The organism is Thermogutta sp. (genome assembly GCF_039793925.1).
Classification (GTDB): Bacteria; Planctomycetota; Planctomycetia; order Pirellulales; family Thermoguttaceae; genus Thermogutta.
In genome coordinates this window covers 2674-22404 of record NZ_JBAMME010000308.1, presented here as the reverse complement: position 1 = coordinate 22404, position 19731 = coordinate 2674, and the positions used below count along the sequence as shown (strand labels likewise).

Sequence of the window (19731 nt, the reverse complement as noted above, 5' to 3'; positions counted from 1 at the left end):
CGCGGGAAAAGGCCCCAGCGACTGTTGCGGCTTCGGCCGGACGAGAGGGAAAGATCCTCGAGCGCTCTGGGGAACGGGAAGGAAGTTCCCCAGCTCGTGCGTCGACCGCAGCCCAGACGACAACGGTTCAAACAGCATCCGGAGCTACCGCGATTCTACCGCCGAGCCTTCCTCCGGTGGCTCCTCCCGCGGACGACGGTGCGTATTTGGTCGCCGCACACCAGGGTCCCCCTCCAATTAAGGGGCACCACACCAACTTTGGAAGATCTAGGAAATTTGACAGAGGGTTTTGGCTTGGATTCCTCGCCGGTATGGCGTGTATGCTGTTTCTCACTGTTGGAGCAGCCCTGGGCATCCGGTTCGTACCAGAGGGTAAGATTCTCAGTGGCTTGACCGAGCTCATCACTTTTGGGTCAGGTAGTCAAGAAGGTTCTGGCAAGGAGTCCAACAGCCTCATTGGGGAAAATGGTGAGCTTGACAAAAAGACCCCGGCGGGGAAAAACACTCCTCACAGCATCGCCGAAAAGGACAATCAGATCTCGCACGGCAAGGCGGCTTCATCTCAAGGCAATCGAGGAAAACAAGGTAGTGCGGCTCACAATACGGAGAATAATTCCGAAGGATCAAAATTGCCGAACGACAGCAAGAATGAGGGAATTCGCGATAAATCCTCGCCCACGGCGGCGCCGGGAACTTCAGCGGCAAATGAGGATTCTCAGAATGAACAAGCCCGGGAGTCTTCGGAGTTGAAACAAGCGAAAACGCCGGCAGACCGTGAGGCCGCTTGGTCACCGAATAGGACCCCATCCCCTGCCCCGTCATCGTCGACATCGCAACAACGAGAACAACCGGCTGCAGGTGATGTACAAGGTGATAATTTGAACCACGACCTGGAGGAGGCGCTCCTTTGGACGCACTGCCCGATTGACTCGTTCAGCATTTACAGCGTCGATCCGCCACGCGACCACCGCGAGAAAATACCCTTAGTCATTGACGCACGGCCTAAATACAGCGTCAGCCGCGAATCCGCGGGGGAAAGGGGTATCGAGCTGTTCGTGGTGCGCTACTCAGATGAGGCGAAACTCACCCAAGTTTATTACCGTGCACCTGAAGGCTGGCCTAGAAAAGAACGCATCGAAGCCAACGGTCAAATTTCGATACCCAGCCCACCGGGTCCGATCCCTTTACAGTTGAAGACCGTGGATTCCTGGAAGGGACAGTTTCCAATATACAAGTATGGAAACGGCGATCGGGATCTCATCACTTTGACCCTCGAAGGAAAGGGCGGCAATATCATCATTAAGACACAGCTCGAGAAAGATGCGGAGGAGAAACTGCCTGAAAGTATCATTGCAAAATTAGGATTTTGGGTAAAAGCACCTGAGGTTTTACCGCGGGCGTTGTGGGTAACAATGCTGGAGCTGGAAATCGCCCGGTCGAAGTAGGCCGCGAAGAAGGGTGGTAGCGATTTGATAATTAGGTGGGCCTCATGGATTACCAAGCGATTGCGGACAAGATTGAGCTGGTTCTGGCTTCGCTCTCGAGCGTTTCAGACGAGGAGCTGCGCGACCTTGCGGAGACCTATGCGAAGGCCTGTCAGGAGGTCAATCAACGTCTACAGGACATCCATCATCTCATTAAGGCGGGTGAGCGAAGTGAGGCCATCCGCCGTGCTGACATCGCGCCTCGACTTCTCGATGCCGTCGATATATTAGACCTTCCCGATCGCGACGCATGGGTAGATATTTGCACCCTGAAACGACTGCCGCAACCGCCCGAGCTTTTGACGCAATACGTCGCCGAACTCAATGAGGCGTATGAAAGCGAACAGGGATTGGCGGGGCTTTTGCGACAGCACCGGCTGTTGGCCCTTGCCCGGGCGCCGCTGGCCAAACGTGCCGCTGTATTGAGGCAGCTTGCCGAGGCCGAACCGGAAAATCCGGTGTGGGTGGAAGACCTCCAGATGCTGGAAAGATTCTGGCTGGATCAGATTTCTCAGGAGATTCAGGATCACCTGAAAGCGGAGGATCTTTTTGCTCTGGAAGAGACTTTGAAGGAGCTTGAGTCTGGAGAGTGGCGTTGTGCTCCGCCGGCGACGGTAATTTCGCAATGTCGTTCGGCCGTGGAAATGCTCCGTGGAAAGGCCTTCCGTCGCGAAATGGAGCATCTTGCCGAACTCATTCGCGAGGCCATGGAACGGCGGGATCTGCCTCGAGTGGAAGAACTGCTTCGAGTGTGGCAAGAGCGGGCGGCAACGGTTCCTCAATGGGTCGATTGGGAACTGCAAAACAAAGTGCAGGCTGCGATGCTTTTGGCCAAACAGTTGGAGGCGGACCGACAGGCCGAACGCCGCCGCCGACAGTTGTTCAATCAGTTCCAACAAATGCTTGTGAATCCGTCTTCCCGGGCGGAGCTGCAAAAGCAGTACCTGGCACTTCAAGAGTTGGGGGTGACACTACCTCCAGATGTCGAGGATCGCTACGCGGCAGTGATGGATATGTATCGTCGCCGTGCTGCACTGTGGAGAAATATTTTGCTTGTGGTGATGGCACTCGTCTTTATAGCGGTGGGCGTTGTTGTCTGGACGGTTCAGGCTCAAATCCGGACGAACCACCTTGCCGCGAACGCCGTGGCCGCGGTAGAAGCCTACATCGCAGGCAACCGTTTTAAGGAGGCGGAAGACTACCTCGCGGAGCTCGAAAAAAAGCATCCGCAACTGTTGGAAAGACCGGAATTGATAGCTATCAAAACTCGTTTGGAAGAAGCGCGTCAGGAAGAGGAATCCCGGCAAAAGAAGTTTGCCAATCTTTTGAGCATGATTGAGAGCTCCCTGGATAGCGTTCCTAATGCACCTGCGCTCGAACAGGCCACCAGCCTCGCGCGAACCCCAGAAGAAAAGGAACGAGTTGCGAGTCTGAAAGCGCAAGCTGAAAATCGCTGGGCGGCGTTGCGGGCTGAGGCGGAAGAGGAGTTTCGAAAACGAATTAATCAGTTGGAGGGAGATCTCAATCGGATCGTCCACAGCAATAATCTGTCGGTGGAAGAGGAATTACAACAATTGTCCCAGTTAAGCGACCGGATTAAACGATTGGAAACGGAAAACCGTGACAAGGGGTTGGCATTCGACAGGGAGTTAAATCAACTTCGTGATCGCGCCGCTGCCCGGCTTATGGAGGTGGCGAAAACGTCGAAAAAAGAAAGGGCTATCCGCGAACTTTGTTCAGCAGCCGCTCAAGGAACTGAGGCCTATCTGGCGGCTGTTCGGAGAATCGCTGCAAGTGCGGACTCTGCGGGTTTAACCGACCTCGCGATGGTCGAAGGAGAGCTTCCACGCCTTGATGCCCTGCCTGCGTGGAATAATGCGGCAAGTTTATGGAATGATCCGCGAACTGTGCTTTCGCTCCAGGTCCGGACAACCCTGGTCGAACAAGTCAATTCTCTCCAGGTCGACCCGATTGAGGCTTTCCCACTGAAACTCCAGGAGCGCCAGAAGCTGGAAACCTATTTAGCGAGTATCTCTCGACGTGATCAACTGGCGCTGACAGCCGTGCCTGCCTTGAATCAGGAGTGGAAACAGCCACTCATTAGCGATGCGTGGCTCGTCCAATTGAAAAACGGCCGGCGGTATTATTCGCGCGAACAACCAGTCAAAGTCATCAAGGTAGTGCGGAGCCTCAAAGGCGGAGAAGACGACGTTTTGCCAATCATACCCAACATGGTGGCGTATCAGGGACGTGCCCCTCACACGGTTCTCTACAACCGCGTCGAAAAGGCGTTGGCGGACTGGAGTCCCAGTTCCTGGGAGACATGCGCCGACACGGTGTTATCCGAGATCATTCGGTTTTCTCGTAAGGAACCGCCCGAACTTCCCGAGCCTCCCCTCCTCTTTCACCTATTTTGGGAGACATTAACCGTGGCCAAAGATGGCGATCTAGGTTGGGAGGCATTTTGGAAGGCTTCGCAGGAGTCCCTTCAAAAGCTGCGCGATCAATACCCGGCCAATTACGATTGGCCGCGTGTGGCCCAGGAGAATACCAGCAACTTTGACGACCTCCGCTCATTTTTCGACAAGCTGCCGCCGCCCGAAGAGATTCTGAAACAGGTAGCTGCTGCACGGGAGGAGTACCGTGCGATTCCCTGGCCCGGGCTGAAATGGGTGGGCATCGTGCTCGAGGATGAGCAGCGGGTTTGGTACGTGCGCCCCATTGGCAGTGAAAATATGCAGGATGGGACGCCACTTTTCATTCTTGAACCCCCTCCGGGTGGGCAGGGGCTTTTTTTGAAGCGCATCGGAATGTGGAAGGGCCAGCGAGGGGTGGTCGAAAGAGCGGGCTCTGTGAGACTGTATAATGGACGGCCTGTCGTGGCGTTTGTACCTCCGTCACGTAACTGACCCAGGGCGGCTCGGAGAACACCAGGGGAGTTGACAACCATTGAGCCAAACAGACTGGCTGGGGAGAAGTCGTCGATGAGTTCGTCTCCTCATGACCTCCAGATCCATGTGCGGTTTCGGGGAAATGTCTTCGGCCCGTTCACGCCGGATGAACTCCGTGATCTCGTCCGTCGCGGTCGATCAGCTTCCACGTGGGAAATTTCCCTGGACAGACAGACCTGGCGTCCCATCGGCGAACTGGAGACTCTGGTACGCAGTGCTTGTCTGCCTTTGCAGTTCGATGTCGACAAACTTCCCGCAACCATTGATGAAAACGGTGCCCCTTCCGCGGTTTCGGTCTATTCACCGGGGCAATCGGCTCCTGGGTCTGGCACCTCAGAGGGGACCAACGCCACGTCCCCGGGAACTGGCGAAGCGCTTTGGTATTATGCGGATGGTGAAGAGCACGTCGGACCTGTTCCAGAAAGTCGCATCATAGCCCTGATTCGGGAGGGCGTGCTCAAAGCGAGTTCGCTCGTGTGGACGTTGAATATGGAAACCTGGCGGCCTGTATCGGAAACCCGCCTTAGAAGAGTGCTTCCGAAAGCGGTCGCCGCCGATCGAACGCCGATGCCCATGGCAACGGGAGATACTCCTGTGCCATCACTACCGTCCGTCTCGGGCATATCAGTCAGCTTGAATCGGGATCGTCTGAAGTTTGGACTCGTTGCCTTGGCGTGTATTGCGGGCGTGTGCCTGCTGTTGAAGCTCCTGCTACTCCCTTCCAGCGGTGGTGGGCTTCACCTCTTGGCTGAACTCAGCGAGTGCGGCGTGCTGGTGGGGTTGATTCTGGTCGCACTTGCCGGCCGAGCATGGCTTAACGAAATCTTTCCCACAGAAAGGGCAAGAGATCGTATTCCAGGGTGGCACGGTCAGGACGATGTTTTTCCGGACATCCTCCCGTAAAACCTTTTCGTCTCTCTGGGTCGGTGGAGAACAGAAGGGATCGATGAGGATTTGGAAAGGAATCCGAGCGCTCCTTGTCAGCTGTGAAGCTCAGGCATGCTCACCGGATGGGAACCGGAATCTCGATCTCGGCCAGGTCATATCCTGCCCAGGTCTGATGATTGACACGTTGATAGGCATGGATTCTTACCGAGCGAGCGATCCGCGGTGCAAATTTCACGCGATGAGTGGCCTTCCATGGTTGCCAGGGTAAATCTTCCAGAACGCTGACTGTTTCCCAGGATCGCTCGGTGTCCTCCGGGGCTGTGCTGCTGATCTCCACAGCGAACTTGGCCGGGTGGATTTTCCAGCCCCAAATCAAGTTGACCTGAGACACTTCCACCGGCGATCCCAGGTCCACCTCGATCCAGGCCTCTTCCGCGTCCTTGGCTGCACGCCATCCTGAATAGTAGCTTCCGTCAACCGCCGCCTCGGGATTGGTGCCAGATGACGCACGAACGGGCCGACCTCGTGCAGCGTTTCGAACGCCGACGGCGATGTGGATGCGGTTGGAGAGATTTTCTTTGCCGGCAGCATTGCAGACTCGGGCGGATAGCTCGAACGTCCCACGCAGGTCGTCCGGCCAGGTCCACGAGAAGTTGCGCGGGGGCTGGCGTATCTCACCAACGACCTTGCCGTCTGCCAGAAATTGCAGGAGAGTCACCGGGCTACCTCGGCCAGCAGTGAAGCCCTCGATGACCGGCGCAGAGGTCTGAAACCATGCACTTCCGTCGTCCGCGGGACGCAAAATTCCCAGTTCGGGCGCATAATCACCGTCATCAAAAACGGGTAATTCGTCCAGTGTGATAACCGTGGAATGGCCCATCGTGAACCGGGCCCAATCGACAGAGCGGCGCGGGTGAGGACATCCCCACCAGGGTAGCGCGTAAAGCCAGCACGGTGTTTTGCCTGTGGACATCTTGTCGGGATTGGGAATCGCGTCGCATTCGCACAGGGCCAGCATTTTCCCGGGACAGACTTCTTTCATGGCACGGAAGTAATCCCAATAGGGTGTCTCGTCCTGTTGCGGATCAACTCCGTAGATATCGATCCCCCCGATATCGACATATTGCTCTCCGGGATAAAACCGGCGGCGCCATTCCGAGGGTTTCTTTTTCAGGTCTCCCACCCCGGCACTGTATACCCAGATAAGGTTGTTGAGCTTGCGTTCTTCCGTGAAGTACCGAAACATCACTCGCCAGAGTTCCGCCGTATTTTCTGGATGCTGAAGGTCCGTCCACCAGAACCAACCGCCGTCGATTTCGTGCAGCGGACGCCACAGCACCACGATGCCAGCTTGTTGGAATTTCTCCAGCACGTCAGCCGTCTTAGATAGTTCTTGCATGAGGGTTTCATGCTCCGCCGTCCCGGGCTGTAATAGACGATCCAGGGCCACGGGAACCTTGCGCTCGCGGGTCCAGGCCGAATCCCCGCCGAAGAACCAGTGCCAGTGGAGCGTCAATATATAACCGTGCTTTTGAATGTGGGCTATAATCTCATCGACATTTCCCAACCACTGGATGTCCCGACCCCAGATGGCCGCGTGTCGCCCGGTCTGCTCGTAATCGTCCGGGGTATGCGGATAAACGTTGTACCCGGAAAGAACTTGCTTGCCGTAAATGCTGCGGAAATACCGGAGGAGTTGTCGCCCTTTTTCGCACAGATGCGGGTTTGCGAACTCGCTCGCGTTGACCGCTCCCACGAGTGCTACCGTTCCCACAATTACCAGAATCCATTTCCGAAGAATTCGCTTGCCAGACATCGTTGTTACCTCATTCGGGATTTTCGGGCGTGCATTCTGTTGGGAAGGTGGGGCGCTCGGGTGTGTCAGCGCTTTGGAACTTGGCATTCAACGGTGGCGTGCGACCACCGCCGCTATTGTGTCACGTTGGCCCTGGGGTGGCAAGAATCTGTGCCTAGTCCGTCCCGATGTTTCGTGTACCGCCGTACGGTGAGAGGGACTTCGGTAAAGCCTTGCGCGGCGGTCAGCGTCAGCTAGAATGGATTTGCTTGTCAGCTCCGCATTCCAGGGCGCGTGTTTATCTCGTCAGCTTTTCGACGTTGGATAAACCATTTCTTTTGACCGGTCACGACAAGCGTGCACCTCTGGACCGCTCTTCGGAGGGAAGCGCTTGTCACGTCCGGGCCGAGCGTGATGAATTCGGAGTTCTCTTGTCGAAAAAAACTCCCTCGGGTAGTATCACAATTTTACGAGTGGCGAGAACAAGGCGCGCGAGGCGGGCGTTTTGCGCTGGCGAGTGCGTTCCGCGGGGGCTGGACCGGGATGTCTGGGTTCTTCCCATTCTTTTTTGCGGTGGCGAAAAATTTGAAACTGTCGCCTCAAAAAAATGAATAATTTGGCTGAGGTCGTCATAACAGGCCTGGGAGTCGTCAGTCCGATTGGAACGGGACCGGAGGAGTTTTGGCGCTCTCTCTCTGAAGGCCGGTCTGGCGTTCGTCGGATCTCGGTGCTTAACGGGCAGTCTTTCCCGTTTTCAATTGGAGGTCAAATTCCGGATTTCGATGCCACCGACAAGATTCGGCCGCGCAAAGCGCTGAAGGTGATGAGTCGTGATATTCAGCTCGCCTTTGTGGCAGCCGACATGGCCCTTCAGCAAGCGGGAATTGCAGCATCGGGTGTGTCGCCGGAGCGGCTGGGCATCGTGTTTGGTGCAGACCTCATCCCCTGTGAACTGGACGAAATTGCAAACGCGATTCGTAGCTGCATCGTGGACGGCCGATTTGATTTTAGTTTGTGGGGAACCCGGGCTCTCTCAGAGTTGTATCCTCTTTGGCTTCTCAAGTACCTTCCCAATATGCCTGCGTGCCATATTGGGATTGCTTACGACGCCCGAGGGCCGAACAACTCGCTGACTCTGGCGGAAGTGTCGAGCCTGGCGGCGATCACGGAGGCAGTGCGCGTGATTCAGAGGGGCGATGCGGATGTCATGGTGGCCGGGGGGACCGGCTGTCGGATACATCCCGCAGTTTGGGTGAGAACGGGAGCGTATCAGTTGGCCAGCCGGATCGACGAACCCGAAAGGGCATGTCGGCCGTTCGATGTAGACCGGGATGGAATGGTCCACGGCGAGGGTGCCGGAGCGGTGGTTCTCGAAAGCCGAAAGCATGCTGAAGCTCGCGGGGCAAGAATTCTGGCACGGATTTTGGGGTTTGCCTGTGCCTTCGAGGCTCGGCGAGTTGGTCGACCGTGGTCTGGAGAGGCGATCAAAAGGGCGATCAGCCAAGCACTTCGCTCTTCAGGGCTCATTCCACGCGATGTGGGACATGTCAATGCCCACGGACTGTCCACGGTGGAAGACGACATTGCCGAAGCCTGCGCGATTCGCGCCGAACTTGGTGATGTGCCGGTGACAGCTCCGAAAAGCTTTTTCGGCAACCTGGCGGCGGGAACCGGGGCCGTGGAATTAGCGGCTTCTATCCTGGCATTTCAGTATGGACGAGTGCCTCGCATTCTTAACTGTGAACGTCCCGATCCGCGGTGTCCGATCAACGTCATCAATAAGGATCCGCTGCCGGCGGCACCACCCGTGGCCGTGGTCCTCAATCACTCACGGATCGGTCAAGCCATAGCTCTGATCGTTGCGGCGCCTTAAAGTTATCAACGTATGTGTTCCCAACGGAATCGCGGGAGACTTGACGGTCGGGTAACACACTATATCACGGTGATATGCTCCTGAGTATCAACCGCACATCAATGAAGAGGACGGTACATGATGAGTGTTTTAGTAGGAATCTTGATGGGAAGCGACAGCGATTGGCCTCACGTCAAGGCGGCGGCCGATGTTCTGAAAGAGTTCGGAGTTCCATTTGAGGCGCACGTTATGAGTGCCCATCGCACTCCGGACAAAGTGGCTCAGTACGCACGGGAGGCTGAGTCTCGAGGGATCAAAGTGATCCTCGCTGCCGCAGGTGGGGCGGCACACCTGGCCGGTGTGGTTGCGGCCCACACCACACTTCCAGTGATTGGCATCCCAGTCCCCACGAATTTGGCGGGTGGGTTGGACTCGCTTCTGTCAATGGTCCAGATGCCAGGAGACATCCCGGTGGCCACTGTTGGAGTTGGGAGTGGCGGACCGCGGAATGCCGGGCTTCTGGCCATTTCAATTCTCGCGCTCTCCGAGGCGAAATTGGCAGAAAAACTGAAAGATTTCCGAAAGCGGCTGGTGGAAAAAGTCACGGCGAGGGATCAGTCGCTGCAGTCCAGGATCAACGAGGAATAACACACAGGCGTGAGAGCGCTGGCGCAGCGAGCGGCAGCTGTCCCAGTTTCGAGTTCGAGGAATGAAAGGTGCCCCAGGTAGTGGCATGACGAAAGAAGTGGCGACGCTCGTGTGGATCGGAGACACGGACGGGAGCTTGCGGATATTGGATCAAACGCGGCTGCCGCGGGAAGTGGTCTTTCGTGAATGCCACGACGAACGCGCTGTTTGGGAAGCGATTAAAACACTTCAGGTGCGGGGAGCCCCGGCCATTGGTATTGCTGCTGCTTACGGGGTGTGTTTGGGAATGAAATTCGCTCCCAACGACGAGCGGGCTTTTTTCCAGCGGCTGGACGAGGTCACTTCATATCTCGCGTCCTCCCGTCCCACAGCGGTGAACCTTTTTTGGGCGCTCGATCGGATGCGGCGCCGGGCTGAAGCTCTGCGGGGGCAACCCCCTGACACCATAAGGAAGGCCTTGCTGGAAGAGGCACGTGCCATTCACGAAGAGGATCGGGCTTTGTGCCATGCGATTGGGCGGTGGGGGGAACGCCTCATTGAAGATGGGTCAGGAGTTTTGACGCATTGCAATGCCGGTGGCCTGGCCACCGCAGAATATGGTACAGCTCTGGCTGTCATCTACGAGGCGTCTGCCAAGGGAAAACGCATCCATGTCTACGCCGACGAAACCCGTCCGCTCCTCCAGGGGGCACGGCTTACCGCCTGGGAGCTCAAAGCACACGGCATCCCTGTCACCCTGATCTGCGATGATATGGCGGCCGAAGTCATGAAGGAAGGAAAAATCCAGGCGGTGATTGTTGGGGCAGACCGAATTGCTGCCAATGGGGATACTGCCAACAAAATCGGGACGTATGGTCTGGCTATTCTGGCGCGGTATCACCGTATTCCCTTCTACGTCGCAGCACCCAGTTCGACATTTGATTTGCGGCTCTCACATGGCGGGCTGATCCCGATCGAACAGCGCGATCCGCGAGAAGTCACGTGTCCATTTGGGATTCCAATTGCTCCCGAAGGTGTGGACGTTTACAACCCCGCTTTCGACGTCACCCCGGCGGAGCTCATCAACGCGATCATCTGCGAAAAAGGCGTTATCCAACCCGTTAACAGGGAGACCATCGCGGCGGTGTTGAATGGGGCGGCAGAGAACCCCACGGGGCCACAGAGGATGCTGGAATCGTCCGCGAGCAGTTGAACTTTGGTCGGGATAACCGCTCTCTGGCTCATCACGACTGGGGAACGGAAGCAGCAGCAGGTTGCGAAGTCGCGACGCGCCCTGATCGTTCTGTGACCTGACGAAGCTTCTCGGCGAGGCTTTTGGTGAGCGACGTCGGGGAAAAGCGCCACCGCCAGTTGTTGGAGGGTGTCCCAGGGATGTTCATTCGAGCCTCTGATCCGAGACCCAGAACATCCTGGAGAGGCACAATAGCGATCTCAGATCGGGACTGAAAGGCCAGCTCGATCATATCCCAACTGATGCTCTCAAGCTCCGCACGGCAATACTGGCGAAGACGAGCGACAAGTTCGGGATCGCTGCGTACCTCGTGCTGGAACCAACCCAAGCTCGTGTCGTTATCGTGCGTTCCAGAGTACATCACGGTGTCAGGGGCTACGCGGTCAGGGAGAAATTGATCCACTTTTGAGGGGCCAAACGCAAATTGAAGCACAGCCATGCCAGGAAACCCAAACATTTTCCGAAGGGCGATCACATCCGGGGTAATGTAACCAAGGTCTTCGGCGACGATTGGGAGCGTTCGCTTGTTGGGAGCCGTCTCTCGCCAAGGACCCTTCCAGGATTTGAGGAGGACTTCGAAGAAATGGGCACCCGGGCCGAGGACCCATTTTCCGTGTTCGGCCGTCGGATGACCGGCCGGGACCGCCCAGTAGGCTGCAAACCCTCTGAAATGGTCAATTCGTGCCAGGTCAACTCGTTCAAAAACGGAGTGGAACCGCTCGATCCACCAGCGATAACCGTCCCGACACAGAATATCCCACCGGTAGACAGGGTTGCCCCATAGCTGCCCAGTGGCATTGAAATAATCGGGCGGGACGCCGGCGACCTCAACCGGACGGTACTCGTCATCGAGGAAAAAATACTGCGGATGAGCCCAAACGTCGGCACTGTGGTAAGACACGTAGATGGGCACGTCTCCGAAGATTTTCACACCCTGACGAGCCGCGTACCGGTGCAAAGCGTCCCATTGGCGGCAAAACAGAAACTGCACAAAACAGTGAAATCGGTAGGTTTTCCGCAGCGCCGCTGGTAGGTCTTTCCCGAGCGGATCAAATTCTCCGTTTCGCAGTATTTCCAGCGGTATGCCGCTCGCCTTCAAATGCCACTCCGGCCAGGGAATTCCGGGAAATAGCTCCGCCAATGTCTGGTACGCGGCGTAAACTTTCAGCCACCAGGCCTCCTCAGTGCAGAACCGGGCGAAGTGTTCCCAGAGTGAGTGATCCCCGTCAGATTCTTGCAAGCCGCTCATCGAAAAAGCATGCTGGAGGAGCCTTCGTTTGGCATTCGAGACGGTCTGATAATGCACGGGGCTGTCGAGGGGGGTGGCGGATATTTCGCCGTCATTCAAAGCAGATGGCGGGAGCAACCCTTCTTCCACAAGCAGCTCGGGGGAGATAAGCAATTCGTTGCCGGCAAAAGCGGACACAGAGCTGTACGGTGACCCGTAACCGTCTACGGGACCAAGCGGGAGAATCTGCCAGTAACGCTGCCCCGCTTCTGCAAGCCAATTGACGAAGGCATACGCGCTGGGACCGAGATCTCCAATGCCATATTGGCTGGGTAACGATGTCGGGTGCAGGAGGATGCCGCTTTCCCTCATAAAGACCTTCACGATAAATGTAAAAAAGTGTTCGCGTGCACCAGTGGAGTCCGTTTTTACGGGGTGCCCACCGCGGAGATTTCCCAGACTGCTGCATTGTCACCAGTGGTTAATCCTGCCGGCATTTACCGGCTCTCTACTAAGATGGGTTGTCGGACCATAAGCTCATTGTAGGACAGTGAGCTAATTTCGACACCCTCAAGATTCTGCATTCTCGAAAGATTTCGGCAACGCTCCACCGGGATTTTACGTGTTCGCCAAACTGGAACGATCTAGCGACCAAAAGGACGAGCCCCAACCGCACGGGCGCTTCCGTCTTGACCCCGAACGCTGTAGTGCGTGCAGATTTGTTCAACGTGGCAGAAAGAGGAGACTTAACGGTAAGAACAGGCAAGGCAATCAGTCTCCACCTTGAAGACAGACTGGCCAAGAGTAGAATATTGGATTATAATCATTAAAGTGATCACTTAACTGACTTATTTGCAGCCTCCAATGTTGTCTGGGGCTGAGGACCGAGGGGTGACGGTCAGCCAGGGGCGAAAGTCTCGCGTTGAACAAGTGCCGGAGATTGGAAGGCAAAGTGCGTCGCCGACAAAAAAGGTAAGATAAAGGAATGACTCCGCCAGCCGGCTTGAGTACTCGGCGGCAACGGCTGCACATTTCGCACGGGCTGCCCTTGGAGCCGGCTGACTACCCGAACCGCGGGTTCGACTTGCCTTATTTGACCGCGACCGATCGAACGGGTGTCAACGGACATGCTTGAGCTTGGAGCTGCTATCAGCCTCGCAGTTGTCGGGTTGATTTTTCTCTTGCTGGCCACTACTCGACTTGCTCCAGACGTAGTTCTGATGGGGGGGCTGACTATCCTGTTGCTAGCGGGGTGCGTGACCAGTCAGGAGGCGCTCCAGGGGTTTTCCAATGAAGGAATGATAACAATTGCAGTGCTTTTTGTGGTGGGCGCGGGACTCGTAGAAACAGGCGCGGTTTCTGCGCTGGCAGATACGCTTTTCGGTCGAGCGAAATCCGTCACGGGGGCCATCGCGCGGGTAATGGTTCCGACGACGGCGCTGAGCGCGTTTATCAATAACACTCCCGTCGTCAGTATGCTGATCCCTGCAATCAACGACTGGGCGAGGCAAAACCGAATTCCTCCCTCCAAGTTGTTGCTACCGCTAAGTTATGCCGCCATTTTAGGAGGCACATGTACCCTGATTGGAACGAGCACTAATCTAGTTGTGAATGGACTCCTGATTCGCGCTTATGACCAGGGACAGCTAGCCTGGGCACCCCACGTGGAGCGGGGACTGGCGATGTTTGACCCGACGTGGGTGGGTTTGCCAATAGCAATAGCGGGCATCGCGCTCGTGCTGGCAACCCACCGATGGCTGCTACCGGCGCGCGACCCCATCACGCCCATCCGTGAAGACCCAAAGCAATACACCACCGAGATGCTCGTGGAGCCAGGAAGCCCCCTTGTGGGTAAGACCATCGAAGAAGCGGGATTGCGTCATCTTCCCGGGCTTTATTTGGCGGAGATTAATCGGGATGGGCAGGTCCTTCCGGCGGTTTCTCCCCAGGAACGCCTGCGGGCGAACGACCGCCTGATCTTTGTGGGTGTGGTGGAGTCGGTCCGCGATCTGCAGCGAATTCGCGGTTTGGTACCAGCGACGAATCAGGTGTTTAAACTCGACGCTCCCCGTTCCCAGCGGTGCCTTATCGAGGCTGTCATCAGCGAACGCTGTCCGATCGTGGGGAAGAGCATTCGCGACGGTCGATTTCGCTCCCGCTACAACGCGGTAGTGATTGGCGTTGCTCGGGAAGGCGAACGCCTGCGGGGCAAGATCGGCGATATCGTTCTCCGTCGCGGCGATACAGTCTTGCTGGAAGCACATCCCTCATTCGTGGAGATTCACCGGCACAGTCGAGATTTTTACCTTATCAGCCGTTTGGAGGATTCCAAACCTCCCCGTTTCGAAAAAGCGAAAACGGCTCTTTTCATCCTCGCAGCGATGGTGCTGGTGGTGACCGTCAGCGAGTCTTTTGGTGATCTGGGGCTGAAAATTGGCTCATGGGAGTTGGTGTTTGGGAAAATAACGATGCTCAAAGGGGCCCTTCTGGCGGCAGCCGCAATGCTTGCTTTTCAGTGTTGCACTTTGAGCGAGGCCCGTCGAGCGATTGACTGGCAGGTTCTCGTAGCCATTGGAGCAGCTTTTGGTATTGGGACCGCCCTGGAACGCACCGGGGCAGCGTCGTTTGTCGCTCATCATCTCATTCGTTGGGTGGGCGAAAATCCCCGTTTGACGCTTTTGGCGATCCACATCATCACGTCGGTGACGACGGAAATGGTCACCAATAATGCAGCCGCTGCGTTAATGTTTCCCTTTGCCCTCGCCACTGCCCAGGAGTTGCAAGTCAATCCGATGCCGTTCGTGATCAGCGTTCTCACAGCGGCCTCCGCATCATTTGCGACTCCGCTTGGCTATCAGACCAATTTGATGGTCTATGGTCCCGGGGGTTACAGGTTCACGGACTATCTTAAAATCGGTATTCCGATGAACATTCTGGTCACGGCCTTGACTGTGACGCTCGCCCCACTCATTTGGCCCTTTCGCTTGTGAGACATGAGGCGTCAACCCTGGACAGCTTTTGCCCTCGTTCGTCCCGCTGGTTCGGCGACGGTGTGGCACTTTTGAATCCGGTCAAGTTCTGCGGGGACTCAGCCGCAACGTGCACAGAAGGAGGTGGAAGTTGTGGTTTCTGAGCCGTGAGGGTACACTGGGCACACAAAGGACCGGCGACCGGAGCCCGGTCCACTTCACGACAATGTCGTCCGCGGGAGGTACTCGCCATGCAAGCTCGGTACTCGTTATTTTTCCTGATCTTTGTTGGACTAACGGCTCCCATTACCCGTGCTGAATTGCCTCCGGTGAATTACGACGAGAGCAAGGTGCCTTCCTACACCCTCCCAGACCCTTTGGTATGCGCGGACGGCACGCGGGTCAGCGACCCGAACACGTGGTTTTCGAAGCGGCGCCCCGAACTTCTGCGGCTTTTCGAGACCCATGTATATGGGAAGGCACCGGGAAGACCGGAAGGCATGTGGTTTGAGGTTCGCGAGGTAGATCCCGATGCCCTGGGAGGAAAAGCTATTCGCAAACAGGTGACGATTCATTTCACACCAAAAGGGCAGGATGGCCCCATGGTGGACGTACTCTTCTACCTACCGAAGGACGCTACTCGGCCTCTGCCCGTATTCTTGGGGCTGAATTTTGGTGGCAATCAAGCGATTCACAACGATCCCGGAATTTTTATCTGTCGGAGCTGGGTTCGTGACGGGCCGGGGGTCATCGATCACAAAGCTACCGAAGCTACTCGAGGGAAAGCCAGTAGTCGCTGGCCGGTTGAGATGATACTTTCCCACGGTTACGCTCTGGCCACGGCTTATTACGGCGACATTGACCCTGACTTTGATGATGGATTTCAGAATGGGGTGCATCCGCTGTTTTACAGACCGGGACAAACCCGGCCGGATCCGGATCAATGGGGGTCCATTGGGGCCTGGGCCTGGGGGTTGAGCCGGATCATGGACCTGATCGAGACGGATCCGGAGCTCGACAAAACGAAAGTGGCGGTGATGGGACACTCCCGCTTGGGGAAAACGGCCCTCTGGGCCGGGGCACAGGACACGCGGTTTGCCATCGTGATTTCCAATAATTCGGGCTGCGGTGGTGCTGCCTTAAGTCGCCGACACTTTGGAGAAACTGTGGCCCGAATCAACACCGCGTGCCCCCATTGGTTCTGTGAAAACTTCAAAAAATACAACGAGAACGAGGCGGTCCTCCCTGTCGATCAACACGAGCTGATCGCTCTGATCGCACCGCGTCCCGTCTATGTGGCGAGTGCTACCGAAGATTTGTGGGCCGATCCCCGAGGCGAGTTTCTGGCCGCAAAAGCCGCCGATCCCGTTTACCGCTTATTGGGGACCGACGGGCTCCCCGCTGATGAAATGCCCCCTCCCGATCATCCGGTGATGGGTCAAATTGGTTACCACATCCGCACGGGCAAACACGACGTCACGTCCTACGACTGGGAGCAGTACATCAAGTTTGCAGACAAACATTTCGGCCGTGCGACTTCAAGAAAGTAGCCGGCAAGAACTAGTCAGCCCTGGATATAGTCCTTCATAAACCGATTTTCCATTGCGAGCCGCTCCAACTGGGCCTTGACAGCGTCCCCAATGGAGATGATGCCGACCAATCGGCCGTCAACTACCACCGGGAGATGGCGAATTCGGTTGTTGGTCATGAGCTGCATGGCCTGCTCGACAGAGTAATCTGGATGGGCCACGACCAGGTTGCGGGACATTGCCTCCTCCACCCGGATGGAGCGAAGCGGGTGCTCGGAAAAAGCACAGCGGCGAAGGATATCACGTTCCGTGATGATGCCCAGAATTTCCTCTCGGCCCTCCCCAGGATCACGGCGACAAACCATTAGGGCGCCGATGTTATGCTGGACGAGCTCTTCCACCACGTCCTGAAGAGTGGCCTCAGGATGAATCGTGTAAACGTGGCTACCTTTGGCCGCGAGAATTTCCTTCAGTGTCATGGACGTTCACTCCGCTCGTTGAGGCTTGTCATTGAACACTTCGTTCCACTGAGTGCGTCAAGGGCGCTACCATTTTAGCCCGGAAAAATTGAATGGAACAATAGATCGACCGGCGCCGAGATTGGGCGTCGGCTGGAGATCGGATTGCCTTGGGGATTGACACGGGAAGTGAGAGTTGTATATTTGCGAAATATTGCAACTACTATCTTGCTTTTAGGAGGATCAGAGAAATGGCATACACCCTCGGATTTGCTGGTGGTGGACGAATCGCGCGAATCATGCTTGGAGGCTGGTTCCGGAGTGGGGCTCCGATCGCTCGGGTCAAGTTTGCAGAACCGGACGACGGAGCCGCGAACTTGCTTTTATCCCGTGTGTCCGGCACGCTAGAAAGGGTTTCTCAAGTTGCAGAGCTCATCGATAGTCAATTTATTTTCCTGGCTGTCCATCCACCGGCGATTCCGGCTGTCACTGCAGAGCTTTCCGGCAAACTGAACCCAGGCTGTGTCGTCGTTTCATTGGCTCCTAAATTTACGCTGAGTCAGCTTCGGCGTCAGTTGGGGGATTTTCCGAATATCGCTCGGGTGATCCCCAACGCACCCTCCCTTGTGGGCAAGGGCTACAACCCGGTTTGTGTTGCGGAGGGACTCTCGGAAACTCAGAAGGCGAGCCTGTTAACGCTCCTGGAGGTACTGGGAAAATCGCCATTGGTGCCAGAATCGCACCTGGAGTTGTACGCGCTCCTTACCGGGATGGGCCCGACGTACTTCTGGCCCCAATTCTATGAGTTGCGCTCCATCCTGACGGGCCTCGGTTTACCCCCCGAAGATTTCCAGGCAGCCCTGCATGACCTGGTCCTGGGTGCTCTCGCCACGATGAATGATTCCTCCCTGTCAGAAACGGATGTCCTGGACCTGGTTCCCCTCAAGCCACTCGGCGAGATCGAAGGTACGCTTCGACAGGCCTATCGGGACAAACTGCTGGCAATTTACGAGAAAATTCGACCCGTTGCCGAAAGGTAGAATGGATCATCCACCGCAACCGCCTCCTGGTGCCTTGACCGCTTTAAGGAGGTGGATTTTGGGAGTGAATTGACGAAGCGTCACAAGTTTCTGGTCTGGTCTTGATACGTCGATGTTGGTCCCGGGACTGCCGGGAATATTCAAGCCAACTGGCACTGCAGCGGAAGCACACTGCCGCAATTTCATGAATGCGTCGGCGTAGCGAAATTCTTCGTCTCCTTGCGACCCGAATTCCGGTCCCGGGACGTTAAGGTTGCCCGCGAAATACACGTCGCACCACCGATTGACACCCCCGGCCAAGATATATGCGTTTAGGTTTCGAGAGATGGCCAGGTGCTTCCAGGCCTCGATGGCGTCACGTTCGTCGTTGGACATGACAACCACGACCTGCTCCGCCGTTAACCGAGGGCGCCAGTACCGATCAATCTCGTCGATCGTCGTATGGATGGCGTCCTTCAAATGGAAGAGGTTGTAATCCGATTCGTTTCGAACATCGAGGAGAATTCGGTCCACCTGATTGTTATACATCAGGTCCAAAAGTTCCGCCGGATCGATGAACACTTTGCGCGATTGAATCGTTGCGTCGAGTCGTGCCTTTTGCAGAGCAATTTTTCTCTCAGCGTCTGGCTGGCCGATGACCGCAGCGACGAGTGCCAGAATGAAGCCCGCCGCAGCGAAAGCGCGTAGTACGACCCGGGAATTGGCCGCAGCGGATACCGGCGGTTTGGCCCATTGAAAGCGCCTCTCTGCCCATTCTGCCGCGGCAAAGGCCCCGACAGCCATAAGGAAAACACCAAGCACAATCGGACCGGCATCGAGCCCCAGCCAATCAAAGATTGTCAACCGTCCCAGCGCGCCCGTGACAGTCCAGAATTCTTCCACATAAGGAGAGGTCAGTCCAAAAAGGAACATCCCTGCCGCCACACCCGTGGCGAACGCCACGCCGTCGAGCTTCAACGTTGCCGAAGATACAAGCGATGTTCCAGGACAGTAACCGCCGATAATAAAGCCAACACCCAAGGCTAGCCCTCCGGCAACTGAGGCGGCCAAGTACGTGGGGGGAACGAAGATTTGTTCGAAGTCGACCCAGCCTATGGCAGATGCAGCAAATACGAGCAGCATCGCCGTCACGATCGCAGAAAACATCACTTTTAAAACGCGCATGTCGGAAAGATAGAACTGCGCAGCAAGATTGCGACAGTCACCGAAACCGGCCTGTTCGAGAATAAACCCAAACCAGAACCCGATCACTACAGTCACCAACACTTCGGCAATACCCGTCAAATGCAGGGGAAACATTGTGCCGCCTCCAAAAATAGTTGTTCCGGCTTCCACATTTGCAGATCAAAGCCAGATGCGCCGAAAAGGATACGCCAGTGCGTACCCGGCTGCAAAAATCATCATCATGAACACCCAGCTTCCCAGTGACAGCACGGCCCCACCTGACAACGCCTGTCCAGACGTGCAGCCGCGTGCCATCGCGGCACCCCATCCCATGAAGGCGCCTCCAATGAATGCCAGAACAAGTCGCTGGGCTGGTCTGACCCGCGGTCCACGACATACTTCCACGCGACTCCGGCCGGAAACAAGTCCCGACACAAAACCCCCAAGAAGGACGCCCAGCACCATCCACACGATATAGTTGTTGAGCGGATTGG

General features: G+C 56.3%; 15 protein-coding genes. 10 read left to right on the top strand and 5 right to left on the bottom strand.

Going from position 1 to position 19731, the window contains the following annotated elements; all coding sequences use genetic code 11:
- The 4 genes from ABJK56_RS16750 to ABJK56_RS16735 all read left to right on the top strand — a co-directional run.
- On the top strand, nucleotides 1-393 hold a 393-nt coding region (locus ABJK56_RS16750; RefSeq protein WP_347245824.1), incomplete at its 5' end, for a hypothetical protein.
- Nucleotides 390-1445, top strand: a complete 1056-nt coding sequence (locus tag ABJK56_RS16745) for a hypothetical protein (protein ID WP_347245823.1) — start codon at nucleotides 390-392, stop codon at nucleotides 1443-1445. The genes ABJK56_RS16750 and ABJK56_RS16745, both read left to right, overlap by 4 nt.
- A gap of 44 nt (nucleotides 1446-1489) precedes the next feature.
- Nucleotides 1490-4393 carry a hypothetical protein gene (locus tag ABJK56_RS16740; RefSeq protein WP_347245822.1) on the top strand — a complete coding sequence of 968 codons (2904 nt, stop codon included), beginning with the start codon at nucleotides 1490-1492 and terminating at the stop codon, nucleotides 4391-4393.
- Nucleotides 4394-4468: 75 nt separating this feature from the next.
- Nucleotides 4469-5338 carry a GYF domain-containing protein gene (locus ABJK56_RS16735; protein ID WP_347245821.1) on the top strand — a complete coding sequence of 290 codons (870 nt, stop codon included), beginning with the start codon at nucleotides 4469-4471 and terminating at the stop codon, nucleotides 5336-5338.
- A 100-nt stretch (nucleotides 5339-5438) separates the two neighbouring features.
- Here the strand turns inward: ABJK56_RS16735 and ABJK56_RS16730 are convergent, their stop codons facing one another.
- Nucleotides 5439-7139 (bottom strand): glycosyl hydrolase, encoded by a 1701-nt coding sequence (locus ABJK56_RS16730; protein WP_347245820.1) that lies wholly within the window; start codon nucleotides 7137-7139, stop codon nucleotides 5439-5441.
- Between the two features lie 586 nt (nucleotides 7140-7725).
- On the opposite strand from ABJK56_RS16730, the gene ABJK56_RS16725 reads away from it, so the two are divergent.
- From ABJK56_RS16725 to mtnA, 3 genes are all read left to right on the top strand, one after another.
- The gene (locus ABJK56_RS16725) at nucleotides 7726-8991 is read left to right on the top strand and encodes a beta-ketoacyl-[acyl-carrier-protein] synthase family protein (protein WP_347245819.1); all 1266 of its coding nucleotides are present in this window, start codon (nucleotides 7726-7728) and stop codon (nucleotides 8989-8991) included.
- Nucleotides 8992-9111: 120 nt separating this feature from the next.
- Nucleotides 9112-9618, top strand: a complete 507-nt coding sequence (purE, locus tag ABJK56_RS16720; RefSeq protein ID WP_347245825.1) for a 5-(carboxyamino)imidazole ribonucleotide mutase — start codon at nucleotides 9112-9114, stop codon at nucleotides 9616-9618.
- Between the two features lie 85 nt (nucleotides 9619-9703).
- Complete coding sequence (mtnA, locus tag ABJK56_RS16715) at nucleotides 9704-10810, top strand: S-methyl-5-thioribose-1-phosphate isomerase (RefSeq protein ID WP_347245818.1); 1107 nt, start codon at nucleotides 9704-9706, stop codon at nucleotides 10808-10810.
- A 31-nt stretch (nucleotides 10811-10841) separates the two neighbouring features.
- Here the strand turns inward: mtnA and malQ are convergent, their stop codons facing one another.
- A complete protein-coding gene (gene malQ, locus ABJK56_RS16710; protein ID WP_347245817.1) occupies nucleotides 10842-12449 on the bottom strand; it encodes a 4-alpha-glucanotransferase in 1608 nt (535 codons plus the stop codon).
- A 755-nt stretch (nucleotides 12450-13204) separates the two neighbouring features.
- Between malQ and ABJK56_RS16705 the strand changes: the two genes are divergently transcribed.
- On the top strand, nucleotides 13205-15067 hold the full coding sequence (locus tag ABJK56_RS16705; protein ID WP_347245816.1) for an SLC13 family permease: 1863 nt from the start codon (nucleotides 13205-13207) through the stop codon (nucleotides 15065-15067).
- 230 nt (nucleotides 15068-15297) lie between these two features.
- Nucleotides 15298-16596: an acetylxylan esterase gene (locus ABJK56_RS16700; protein WP_347245815.1), complete on the top strand. Its 1299-nt coding sequence runs from the start codon at nucleotides 15298-15300 to the stop codon at nucleotides 16594-16596.
- Nucleotides 16597-16610: 14 nt separating this feature from the next.
- On the opposite strand, the gene ABJK56_RS16695 is transcribed toward ABJK56_RS16700, so the two are convergent.
- A complete protein-coding gene (locus ABJK56_RS16695; protein WP_347245814.1) occupies nucleotides 16611-17054 on the bottom strand; it encodes a CBS domain-containing protein in 444 nt (147 codons plus the stop codon).
- Between the two features lie 230 nt (nucleotides 17055-17284).
- Here ABJK56_RS16695 and ABJK56_RS16690 point away from each other — a divergent pair, with 230 nt between their 5' ends.
- Entirely contained in the window at nucleotides 17285-18073 is a 789-nt protein-coding gene (locus ABJK56_RS16690; protein WP_347245813.1) for an NAD(P)-binding domain-containing protein, read from the top strand.
- 6 nt (nucleotides 18074-18079) lie between these two features.
- On the opposite strand, the gene ABJK56_RS16685 is transcribed toward ABJK56_RS16690, so the two are convergent.
- Entirely contained in the window at nucleotides 18080-19372 is a 1293-nt protein-coding gene (locus tag ABJK56_RS16685; RefSeq protein WP_347245812.1) for a YeeE/YedE thiosulfate transporter family protein, read from the bottom strand.
- A 45-nt stretch (nucleotides 19373-19417) separates the two neighbouring features.
- Nucleotides 19418-19731: YeeE/YedE thiosulfate transporter family protein (locus tag ABJK56_RS16680; RefSeq protein WP_347245811.1), on the bottom strand; the 314-nt coding region annotated here is incomplete at its 5' end.